Here is an 11,138-nt window from a genome sequence, read left to right as displayed (position 1 = left end):
ACCATCAGGTCACCGGTTATTCTAAAACAGAAAAAGGGGGATAATAATTCGGGCTAATCTTCCGGTTGAGCCATTGATAGCTCTATCAGGTCTATGCTGTTTATAGCCCTGTTCAGATCTTCCGTTGTAAGGCGGGTTATATGCAGCAGGTTCTCATTGATCCGGTTGATGGTGGATCTCTTGAACAATGCGGTATTGTATACAACACCGGTTTTGATATAGTTGTCTATTGTCCTGAACTTAAAAATAATGTCTGTATGGTCAGCAAGATATTCTCCCCAATGATTATGAACAGATAGTCCGGGAACTTCGGGGAAGTCTTTCGGACTACCGTTGTCCAGCTGTACCAGTATATTGAATGGCTTGATATGCTTCCTGTTATCTGAAACGATCATTCTTTCTGCCAGCATATCGTAGGGGTATAGATAATACCTGAGCACTTCCCGGGTAGTGTTCCTTATCTTCTCCAGGATGACGGTAAGGCTGTCCTTAGCCGGCTCCAGGCGGATACTGACGGGCAACAGGTCCATGTACTGTCCTACCTGGTTTTCCAGTTCGGGGTGGTCCCGGGTGGTGACTGGCGCACCCACAATAATATCTTCCTGCCCGGAGTACCTGTTCAGCAGGATGGCCACAACCCCAACCAATGCAATGAAAAGGTTCACCTCGTTCAGCCGGGCGGCTTCTTTAAGCCGGGCTGTCAGTTCGGAACTCATTTCAAATTCAGCCATTCCCTCACCTGGAAAGACCAGGCTGTTGCCGGGAAAGTCTTCCGGCAGTTTAACTGCCTGCCATTTATCCTGGAGGTAATTCAGCCAGAAATTTTCAAGGGACCATAGCCTATCTCCCTTCAGCTGGGCGTTTTTCCAGGCCACAAAGTCCTTATACTGGATCCTCAGGTCTGGCAGCGGATTCTCTTTTTGCTGCCGGAACGCATTGTAAATCATAAAGAATTCTCTTACAATGATCTCAAGGGACCGGTCGTCAGAAATAAGATGATGAACAGAAAATATGAGGATGAATTGTTCCGCTGCAGAGTGAATTAGCACCACCCTCATCAGTGGCCCGGTCTGCAGGTCAAAAGCAAAGCTTTGTTCTTCATGTATAATTTCCTGGGTAAGTTCATGCTTGTTCTCGTAGTTGCTGATATCTATATAGTTGACCTTCAGACTGAACAGACCGGCAGAATTAATATGCTGCCAGGCAGTTTCTTCCTGCTCTACAATGCTGGTACGCAGGCTTTCATGTCGCGCTATCAGCGCTGCTACAGCTTTTTCTACAGCATCAATATCCAGCGGCCCATCCACAAAAGAAAAAAACAACAGGTTGGACTGCCGCCTGCCACTGGCCGCCCTGCTGGCGGCCAGAATGCGTTTCTGAGCGTAAGAAAGCTCATAGAAATCAGCTGCGGGCGCTATAGGTATCCCTTTCAGTGCTTCAGCTGTTACCGGGTGTTCCGTAATGGAACTGTTCAGTGGCTCAATCATATCTTACAACTGTTACTTTTTTCATTGACATGAGTTACCCATTCTCCTGCCGTTCTTTAAAAGGCAGAGCTTCGCTAATTCAAGTCACATTGCATTTTTGTACTAAAAGTGGAGATAGTTAACGGGACGTCCGGCACATTGGACGTCAGAAGAAGTTATAAAAACGTGGGGGACCTCAGCTAATCTTCATCAGGTCACCAACAGGCATCTCTACTGATATGGCCTGTTTCAGGAGGGAAAGTCTGATCAGCAGCCTGGCTCCGTTTTCCAGGGATCCTACCAGTATGCCTTTCATCCCCATAAAAGCGCCTTTGGTCACTATTACCTCATCCCCTGCCGTGAAGTAGTCTTCGCGCTGCAGGTCATTCCCCTGTGATTCTATCAACCGGATCCTGTCTATTTCACCTTCCTGGATCTCCGCCGGGCGTCCTTCGGAAGCAACGAACCTTATTACACCAGGGATCTGTAACAGATCTATTCCGCGCCTGATATTGGTTTTCACAAAAACGTAACTTGAAAACAATGGCTCCTCTATCTTTTTAATCCTGTCACTCCAGCGACGGTTAACAGTTAATAACGGGAGGTAGTGCTCAATATGCAGGTAATCAGTTTCCTTGCAGATCTTTCTTTCAAACTTTGGGCGGGTATACAATACATACCATTTTTTTGACTCTTTTTGACCTTGGCTCATTGTAAAAAGTATGAGGTTAGGAAAGCTGGCTCTGATATATCAGACGGGGTGGGGTCAGGCAATTATTTATGCAAAACGGGAAACGCTTCTTGCATCTTTGCCCTTCATCAGTAAGGAAACCCCAATTACGCCGGTGCTTGTTATAGTTGCTGTGGTATCCATTTTTCTGCCCTGCTGTGCATGACCTGCATTTTTTTCGTACCTGAAAAGAGGTTTTGCCTGGATTAAGAACGGAGATGTGATTGTGTTGTTCATTTTGATATGTTTTTAAGATTTATGAGCAAATTAGTCCTCCATTCGGTCCTTCCCGGAATTATTACACAAGTATGCATTTTCCCAAGATATCTTTTACTATTTTAGAGACATGAATTTTCGGTTATGCCGGTTTTAGGGTTTTTCCCGTTATAAAGCCCCGGGAAAGGAACCTTACTTTATGACCTTTTTTATTATTTTAGACACATGAACTCCAGCCCGTATCGCCCTTTAGTTTTTTTTCGTAACAAGACAATACAATACCACGTTCTGGGATGGACTTTATTCATACTTTATGAAATATCCGCACTATTACTCAGGAATATTCAAAAAGACAGGGGGATCTATTTTGATTACATTTTACCATATGCTATCAATATAAGCCTGTTCTACTTCCACGCCCATGTTACCATGGATTACTCCTTCAGGTCCAACCGGAGGTCATACAGCCTGTTTTTTCTGCTAACAGTTACAGAACTGCTGCTCTATCTGAGCCTGATGGCCTTACTGGACAGCTTCAGTTCAGATACCCCCCGGAATATCTTTACACAACTGGAAAAAGCGAACCTGGTCCCTTTACTTACCCAGCTATGGCGGGGTATCTACTTTATAGGGTTCAGCTTCGCCTACTGGTTTGCACTCAGAAGTATGGCTTCCGAAAGAAAAGTGCTGGACCTTGAAAAACAGCAGATGCAACACCTGGTAGAAAAAAGCAACCTGGAAAAAGGCTTTATCGAGATGGAAAACGCTTATCTTCAGTCCCAGGTTAATCCGCATATGCTCTTTAACACCCTTAATTTCATCTACAATAATGTGCAGCAGGCATCCCAGGAAGCCTCAGAAGCCATATTGCTACTGTCAGACCTGATGAATTATTCGCTGAGAGAGCTCGAACCGGACGGGAAAGTGGAACTGGAGAACGAAATAGACCAGATAGGGAATATCATAAAAATAAACCAGATACGTTTTAGTAATGCGCTTTTCCTGGATGTAGAATTTAACGGCGACTTCAGCGATGCCCGTATCATGCCCATGGGATTGCTGCCTTTCGTTGAGAACGTTTTTAAACATGCCAATCTAACCGATAAAGACTACCCGGGAAAAATTACGGTAAACTATAATGGTGAAGACCTGGAACTGGTAACATCAAACAGGAAAAAAACCAGGAATAAAGCCTATAGCCATGGTACCGGACTGGTGAATATCCGTAAGCGCCTTGACAATCTTTATAAGGATGCTTATACCCTGACCATTAACAAAGAAGAACAGGACTTTTATGTACACCTGGTGATACACTTAAATAAAACCCGAATGATATGATCAGCTGCTATATCGTAGACGACGAAAAACACGCAATACAAGTATTGGCAAAATACATTGAGCAAACGCCGGGACTCCTGCTCATGGGGACATCTGAAAACCCGCTGGAAGCGCTGCAGATCTTCCGGGAGAAAGGTTATGCTGACATTACTTTCGTAGACATTGATATGCCTCAGTTATCAGGCATAGACCTTTCAGAACTTCTCCACGACAAAACGTCTATCGTATTTGCTACAGCTTACGATAAATATGCAGTACAGGCCTTTGAAAAGAATGCTATTGATTACATTCTTAAACCCATCTCTTATGAAAGGTTTCTGAAATGTATCAATAAACAGAACAGCCGTATTGTTAAAAGCCCGCAGGAAGAAGAAGATAATAGCCGTGGGCATTTCTACATCCAGTATGAAATGAAAGGGAAGATCGTGAAATTAGCCTATGAAGATGTTGTTCAGATCCAGGCGCTGAAAAACTATGTGATCATTCATGCCCATAACGGAAAATATATTACCTACCTCACCATGAAAGAGATGGAGGAGAGTTTACCTCCTGCCATCTTCATGCGTGTACATAAATCCTTTATAGTGAACCTTACCAAAGTGGTGGCTATAGACGGAAACCTTATCCAGCTGAAAGATAAAATGGAGCTTACACTTGGAGTAAGCTACAAAGAAGCCTTCTTCAACCGCCTGAATGAAAAAATGATAAAGACCAAAAGGTTACCTGGATAACTGCTTCCGGTATACCATTGCCGTATAATGTTTATATAACAGGTAGTAGATGATCAGCTCCTGCTGACGCGGGTTCTGCACAAACAAGCGGTTAAGGTGCATATGTATCATATCCCCTATCAGTTTTTCCACCCGTACATCCTGCATGATAGCAACCTTATCAGCTACAGTTTTTGTCGCTTCAAATAACTGCGAACAATGGATGCCCTGGCTCTCTTTCAGTTGGCCAAGGTTTTCATATATAACGTTCATCTCCTTCCGCAGTTCATGATATTTTTTCTCCAGGCTTTTCTTCAGATTCCGGGTCTCTCCAAATTCCCGGTAAAAGCCCGTATATAACTCTTCAAAAAGCAGGGCGCGCTGCTCCAGTGTAAGCTCAAATGCGTTCTGAATATCTTCAAGCGCAAGCATAATAATATCCAGGTCATAGGAATGCCTGCTCTCCCCCTTCATACCACTGTTAATATAATGAACGGTAAAAAAACTGCTGGCAAAAAAGAAGGTTTCTATATCTTCTATAGATGCAGGCGCATATCTGTCCAGCTCCCGTGTATAGGTATCCAGGTGATATCTTTCTATTTTCCGGTCGTCCAGCAAGCCTTTCAGCGTTTTACTAAAAAGCGCAATGAGGATGTCTGACTGGCCGTTCAGCATATGCATCCTCAGCCGGATATGGTGATCAGGGTCCGTATAACGTATGTAAAACCACTTGTCGACAAAGTTTGTGTGACGTACCATATTAAGCAGCGGCATCAGCACATCGCAGAGCAATTCATTCGCTTTAACAGGATGACAGTATATTTTAAAATACAACCAGTCAGTCCCTGCAGCAGGATCGGCATTCGTCTCCTGCTGCTCTCCGAAACCGGGATTATGCGGCTGGTTATATACAGCATCATTAAGATACAATGGAGCAATATACTGGCTTATTAAAGGATTACCCCTGCTGTCGGTAACCCGGTCCCCGTTTTCTTCATTCATCAGGAATTCAGTCAGTGTAAGACTGTCATAATTTCTGACCGCATCCAGGAATAACAGGACTTCCTCATGATCATTCCTGTCAAATACCAGGTGGTTGTCATATTGTGTGAGTGCAAAATAACGGGGCAGGTTGATAGATGTTGCCAGCTTATTGAACTGTTCATACCACCGGGCAGGATCTGTGGTCCTGAGAAAAGAAAAATCACTGGCAGAAAGATACCAGGTAGCCAAGCTAAGGATAGTCTGCTTGTATACCACACGCGGATAAAACCGGAGTCCCGGAAAAAAATTATTCAACTCCAGTTTAAAACTGCTTTTCAGTCCCTGGTATTGCAGATCACAAAGAAAACGGAATAATGGTAAACTGCCGTTTCTGTGATTGAAGGCTGAACTGAGACGGGGTATTATCACTGCATTCAGTTTCTTCGATCTCAGAATGATCTCGTTGTTCCGCACAGATATAAAAATATCTGATAATGCAAGTTGTTGTTCTTCCCCCAACGTTGACACTGTCACAACAGGCAGCTCATATTGGCGGATGTGTTTTCTCCTGTTAATATTGGCCGCGTGCATATCACATATGTGAGCTATTTCTGCGAAAATCACATTCTTGTTAAGGCTCTGTTCCCTTTCTGCTATCTTCCTGGCCATTGACAGAAAATTATCGCCAAAGGAAGAAAATCTCCCTATCAGGGACGTAGCTGATGCACCTCCCGCGCTCTCCAGGTAAACGAATTCATTATGTATCCTGAAAATAGTTGAAATGCTTGGTGGTAATTCATAATCCCGGCCCGAAGGTTTTATTACTGCTATGTCTTCCTCCGTGAGCAGCAGCTGCCGGTAATCGCGGTTCTCATGTTGCTGATGCAGCTTATTCAATAGCAGTGCATGTCCTGCCGTCCATTGCAGGTATTCTTCCCGCTCCTGGTTAACGCTGTCAAAATGTATGTCTTTCAGTAAAGCACCCTCACCATATACAATAGCCTCCTGGTTTTCATAACCAATGCCAGCTTCCGGATCAAGAGCTACCAGCAAGGGTATTTCCCTGCCTTCAAACTTGGCTGTAAAAGCCTGTTTAAAATTTTCCAGCTCCGTATTTCCATAAAACGGCACCAGCTTATCCAGGCAATATAACCCGTCCAGGATCATCTGCTGGTATTTGTTATTTATTCCGCCCTCTGCATTGTTTCGCTCTGTTACCGCATAAAAGATGTTCTTCCCCATTTCTGTTTCGTCCAGCAACATCCCCAGTTGCTGCCTGCATGCCTGCAGATATTGCGGTTGACCCGCGGCCATGTTGATTTCTGACAGCACCGATCGGACCGATTCAATCCGTTCCGACTGTAACCCCTGTACCGAGAGATGTTCCAGTAACTCTTCCAGGCACCCCTCTCCTGTTATATTCCCTCCCCATTCCGGCAGGATGATCTGTTCCCCGATCAGTTGTTCAACAAAGCTTTCAATCACATTCCGGTCATATCTTGTTTTTTCAAGCAGAAACCCTGTTATCTCACTCTGCAACCGTCCGCTTTTACAAAAGTCAACCACCTTGCTTATCATCTCATTCTCCATCAGGGAAATAATGGAAAATGATCTTTTCAATTGCTGATCATCAACACTGTATTTGATATACCGGAAGTGCTGGAATATTTTGTACAGGGAGGCATTGGTCCTGTACCGCATCATTCCACCAGCTTCGGTTTCAAGTATTTTTTCACAAAGTTTCAGGCTCGGCTGGTAATCCAGCTTCAGGTGCGTATTCACCTTTTCCTCCCTGAACCTGATACCGTCCTCTGCCCCTGTCCATCCCACACTGGTTATTGAAGAAAAGGCGCCAAAAGGCGTAGGCCTGAAACAAGCCCGGTTAAAGTACTTGCGAAGAGTATTTTTCTGGGCATTGCTCAATTTCTCATATTCAAATCCACGCTTTTCTAACTCACTATAAAAATCGGCACTGGCAAGGTACAAGGCAGCTCTGAACATGTCTTGCTGCAAAAGCTGGTCAAAATCGGCAGATGAAAAGTAATGAACATGGCTGAATGTAGGGTTTCTTACCGCCAAGTCAGGGAAGAAGGCATACTTCATACAATACTATTTTTTTAGTAATATCTACATTGGGTTATTGCATTTTCAGATCCACAGGGAACAATGTATTCCCTGCCTGGCACAGGCCTGGCAGCCGAAGTAGGGCTTCCCTTGGTATTTACAGGATATTATTCCTTATTTTTAGTGCATTCCCGATAGCCAGACACATTATTTGGTGTACAGCCAGTATAAAACTCTATGATAAAACCGGTATCTTTCATTTCCAGTATGTCGGGTTCAGTGAAACAATACTATAATCTTTGACAAAATATACTGAAAGATTACGAAGTAAAAAAGGTTATATTAAAAAAAAGGCCCCATTCCCTTAAAATTCAAGGTATTCACAACATATACCCTCTGATCTTAAAAGCTGTTCAATCATTTCCGGCCGCATATGTATATCAGACACTACAACACGCAAAATTCTGTCGCAATCTTCCAGGTCAAAATTCCATCGTATAATTGAATGAATGGACCTGAAAAGTCCCTCCACCTTCAGGACATGCATGGGAGAGTCTACATTCGTTTTAAAAATCAATATCTGATCCATAACGCTTCCGTTTTTCGGCAAAAGTAACCGCACACAATAGAGCGTACCTGCTTTTTATACAAACAGACCCTTATTTTATACGAACAGATATACTACAATACCTCCCTGTATTGGTAATTCCTTTTGGTATAAAAAAAAGGGGCCTTGGTATAAATAAGATTTTGCGACAAAGTTTTTTGTCTTACTTAGCACCAGATTAAAGGGTCGCTTTAGAACTATGCAGAATATTTCGCGTCAGCAAAACCGAGCCATCAATTACCTTCTGGAGAACAAATACAGAGTTTACCGCCATTTATTCATGTGGGTATACCTGATCTTTACAGAGTATTATGATCCCGGCGAACCAAGAGAATTTTCAGGAAACTATGATCTGTATCTGCGGATAACCAAATTATTATTTTTCATATTGATGGTGTATACGAATATGTATCTGCTTGTCCCCAAATTGTTATTCAGGGACAAGTATCTTGCCTATATCTGTACCCTGGTTACAATGATAACAATAAATCATTTCCTTATTGAGCATTTCTATGAATATAACTTCGGGGCATACCGCATTTTTAAGGCGCGCAGGTACACCAGCGTTTTCAGGGAAATAATAGCCAATACTAATATATTAGGAGTTATCGTGTTTTCATCTACTTCTATAAAATTGCTTCAACGGTGGCAGAAAGATACCGTCCGTATTAATGAACTGGAAAAAAAGTCTCTGCAGATAGAGCTTCGTGAGCTGAAGAACCAGATCAACCCTCACTTTCTGTTCAATATGCTCAACAACGCAAATGTGCTGGTACTAAAAGATCCGGAAAAGGCATCAGTTGTATTAATGAAGCTCTCTGATTTTCTGCATCATCAGCTATATGAAAATAATAATAAGCTGGTCTCATTACAATCGGAAATAACCTTTCTCAATGACTTTCTTGAACTGGAAAAGATAAGGCGGGATGATTTCAGTTTTACGATCACAAATAAAAATCCCGGTAAGCCGGGAGATCTCTTACTGCCACCCAGCTTATTCACCACCTTTGTTGAAAACGCAGTAAAACATAGCGCTGATCCGGACGATGTTCCCTCCAGAGTAGACCTATCCTTTACCAGAGATAATAAAAGTATCTTCTTTACCTGTATCAACACAAAACCGGGAGATCCCTCCTCAAAAACAACAGGCGGAGGGCTGGGGCTTACAAATATAACACGCAGACTGGATCTGTTATATGGTAAGCACTATACACTGAAAATAAATGAAACCGATTCTCTGTACAAAGTAATACTGCATTTACCATTATGAATTGTATAATTGTAGATGATGAACCGTTGGCCCGCGAGGGTATCCTGCTGCAGCTGCAGGGCTTCACAGAGCTGACAATAACAGGCAGCTTTAACAGCGCTAAAAGGGCGAGCGAATTTATGTTGTCAAACCAGGTAGATCTTATTTTCCTGGATATACAAATGCCAGGTATTAACGGGCTGGAATTTGCCACGTCCATACCACAGCAAACATTGGTGGTATTTACGACAGCCTTCTCTCAATATGCCTTACAGAGTTATGAGGTAGATGCCATAGACTACCTCGTGAAACCTATTAAAAAAGAAAGGCTGAAGAAAGCCGTAGCTAAAGCTATCTCCTACCATGGTCTGCTGAACGGGGAAGGCAGGACCGAACAGGTCGGGAATGATTTCATGCTGATCAAAGCCGAACGCCGCTATCATAAGGTTTTGAACAAAAATATATTGTATGTCGAGGCACTTAAAGACTATGTGGTCATTCATCTGGAAGACAATAAGATCATTACCGCGATGAATCTGAAAACCATTCATGGTCACCTGGACAACACCTGCTTTATCCGTGTAAGTAAATCTTATGTGGTAAATACAAATTACATTACTTCATTCGATAGTCATACTCTTTACATAAAGAATTCAGAAATACCCATTGGTGATGTTTTCAGAAAAGACTTCCTGGAAACATATCTAGGCAAGATACTTCCGGATAAGCTGTAAGACACCGGGAATCATTAATAATTCTATCAAACAATGCGCATGAAAAAAACAATCTGTTTATTTTCATCGGTATTCCTATGTCTTTTTGTAAAGGCACAGGATAACGGTGAGGTCAAGAAAAACATGCAGGCAACAATTGCTGACAAATTTCCCGTCACAAGGACCTTTGATCTACAATTCCTGCAATACCTGTCTTCCGGATTCGACAATAAATTGTTCGGAAAAGACTTTCAGGAAGGAGAAATAAAAAGCCATTCCAGGTTCAGATTTGGAGCCAACATTCCAGTAATACGCCAGCCCAAATGGAATCTCACTTCTTCCTTCGTATATCGTTATGATGCTTATGATATGCAAAATGTGATCAATAAAGGAGATGCTCAGCAACCGGCCTTTAATCAGAAGCATGAGTACCACTATCTTTCCGGAGGGATTAGCTTTACTTATTTCTCTACTTTATTTAAGAAGCCTTTTATTTATAATGCCAGCATTCTCGTAGATGGCTCAGAAAAAGATGCAGAATGGGTTAAAGGATTTCTTGGCGCTTCCTGGATATTTAAGCGCACACCTTCAACAACTATGAGCGTAGGCGCCCTGGTATTCTTTGATCCCTCCTCTCCTGTACCAATGGCGCCCACTTTTTCACTGGAGTATAAATTCCGAAACTCACCATGGATACTGGACTTCATCCTGCCGCAGCGCTTACTCATGAAACGCAGTCTTTTTACCAATGGCCGCCTGTCACTCGGAACAGAACTGACCGGGGATAATTTCTATGTATATACTCCAACTCCACCAGTCTATAATTTCAGACAAATGGAATTAAGAACAGGCATAACGTATGAGCATAACATTAATGGTGTTATACTTACTTTCAAATCGGGCTTTTCCTCCTTTTTTGAAAGCAAGCTGACAGAAAAGGGAAAAACAGCCAGTAATTATATTCTTGAAGTAAACCGGAAATCACCTGGTTACTTTAGCATCGGAGCGTCTTACAACCCATTTAAGAAGAAAACGCGTTGACATGTATAATAAAACCTTAC

9 protein-coding genes are annotated in these 11,138 nt (G+C 42.7%); 5 read left to right on the top strand and 4 right to left on the bottom strand.

Annotation, left to right across the window (positions count from 1 at the left end; translation table 11 throughout):
* Positions 1–53: 53 nt before the first annotated feature.
* The 3 genes from GO493_RS24330 to GO493_RS24320 form a co-directional block, all read right to left on the bottom strand.
* Positions 54–1,487: a condensation domain-containing protein gene (locus tag GO493_RS24330; RefSeq protein WP_157308840.1), complete on the bottom strand. Its 1,434-nt coding sequence runs from the start codon at positions 1,485–1,487 to the stop codon at positions 54–56.
* 175 nt (positions 1,488–1,662) lie between these two features.
* Positions 1,663–2,178: a UpxY family transcription antiterminator gene (locus GO493_RS24325; protein WP_157308839.1), complete on the bottom strand. Its 516-nt coding sequence runs from the start codon at positions 2,176–2,178 to the stop codon at positions 1,663–1,665.
* A gap of 66 nt (positions 2,179–2,244) precedes the next feature.
* On the bottom strand, positions 2,245–2,433 hold the full coding sequence (locus GO493_RS24320; RefSeq protein ID WP_157308838.1) for a hypothetical protein: 189 nt from the start codon (positions 2,431–2,433) through the stop codon (positions 2,245–2,247).
* A gap of 204 nt (positions 2,434–2,637) precedes the next feature.
* Here GO493_RS24320 and GO493_RS24315 point away from each other — a divergent pair, with 204 nt between their 5' ends.
* Both GO493_RS24315 and GO493_RS24310 read left to right on the top strand, forming a co-directional pair.
* Positions 2,638–3,750, top strand: coding sequence for a sensor histidine kinase (locus tag GO493_RS24315; protein WP_157308837.1), 1,113 nt, complete (start codon positions 2,638–2,640; stop codon positions 3,748–3,750).
* A complete protein-coding gene (locus GO493_RS24310; protein WP_157308836.1) occupies positions 3,747–4,481 on the top strand; it encodes a LytR/AlgR family response regulator transcription factor in 735 nt (244 codons plus the stop codon). The genes GO493_RS24315 and GO493_RS24310 overlap by 4 nt, the downstream gene beginning before the upstream one ends.
* Here the strand turns inward: GO493_RS24310 and GO493_RS24305 are convergent.
* Positions 4,470–7,547, bottom strand: a complete 3,078-nt coding sequence (locus GO493_RS24305) for a lantibiotic dehydratase (protein WP_157308835.1) — start codon at positions 7,545–7,547, stop codon at positions 4,470–4,472. The genes GO493_RS24310 and GO493_RS24305 overlap by 12 nt on opposite strands.
* A 1,043-nt stretch (positions 7,548–8,590) precedes the next feature.
* Here GO493_RS24305 and GO493_RS24300 point away from each other — a divergent pair.
* Genes GO493_RS24300 through GO493_RS24290 form a run of 3 tightly spaced genes read left to right on the top strand, consistent with a single transcriptional unit; the run spans position 8,591 to position 11,118 of the window.
* Positions 8,591–9,385: a sensor histidine kinase gene (locus GO493_RS24300; RefSeq protein WP_157308834.1), complete on the top strand. Its 795-nt coding sequence runs from the start codon at positions 8,591–8,593 to the stop codon at positions 9,383–9,385.
* Complete coding sequence (locus tag GO493_RS24295; RefSeq protein ID WP_157308833.1) at positions 9,382–10,098, top strand: LytR/AlgR family response regulator transcription factor; 717 nt, start codon at positions 9,382–9,384, stop codon at positions 10,096–10,098. Before GO493_RS24300 ends, GO493_RS24295 begins: the two co-directional genes overlap by 4 nt.
* A gap of 39 nt (positions 10,099–10,137) precedes the next feature.
* A complete protein-coding gene (locus GO493_RS24290) occupies positions 10,138–11,118 on the top strand; it encodes a hypothetical protein (RefSeq protein WP_157308832.1) in 981 nt (326 codons plus the stop codon).
* Positions 11,119–11,138 lie beyond the last annotated feature (20 nt).

Origin of the sequence: Chitinophaga tropicalis, assembly GCF_009758205.1 — a bacterium.
Classification (GTDB): Bacteria; Bacteroidota; Bacteroidia; order Chitinophagales; family Chitinophagaceae; genus Chitinophaga; species Chitinophaga tropicalis.
The sequence above is the reverse complement of the archived record's forward strand: the minus strand, read 5'-3'. Positions and strand labels throughout refer to the sequence as shown.

Excerpts from the sequence above, each read along its gene's own strand:
- GO493_RS24330 (WP_157308840.1), bottom strand. The coding sequence starts at position 1,487 with ATGATTGAGCCACTGAACAGTTCCATTACGGAACACCCGGTAACAGCT.
- GO493_RS24325 (WP_157308839.1), bottom strand. The coding sequence starts at position 2,178 with ATGAGCCAAGGTCAAAAAGAGTCAAAAAAATGGTATGTATTGTATACC.
- GO493_RS24320 (WP_157308838.1), bottom strand. The coding sequence starts at position 2,433 with ATGAACAACACAATCACATCTCCGTTCTTAATCCAGGCAAAACCTCTT.
- GO493_RS24315 (WP_157308837.1), top strand. The coding sequence starts at position 2,638 with ATGAACTCCAGCCCGTATCGCCCTTTAGTTTTTTTTCGTAACAAGACA.
- GO493_RS24310 (WP_157308836.1), top strand. The coding sequence starts at position 3,747 with ATGATCAGCTGCTATATCGTAGACGACGAAAAACACGCAATACAAGTA.
- GO493_RS24305 (WP_157308835.1), bottom strand. The coding sequence starts at position 7,547 with ATGAAGTATGCCTTCTTCCCTGACTTGGCGGTAAGAAACCCTACATTC.
- GO493_RS24300 (WP_157308834.1), top strand. The coding sequence starts at position 8,591 with ATGATAACAATAAATCATTTCCTTATTGAGCATTTCTATGAATATAAC.
- GO493_RS24295 (WP_157308833.1), top strand. The coding sequence starts at position 9,382 with ATGAATTGTATAATTGTAGATGATGAACCGTTGGCCCGCGAGGGTATC.
- GO493_RS24290 (WP_157308832.1), top strand. The coding sequence starts at position 10,138 with ATGAAAAAAACAATCTGTTTATTTTCATCGGTATTCCTATGTCTTTTT.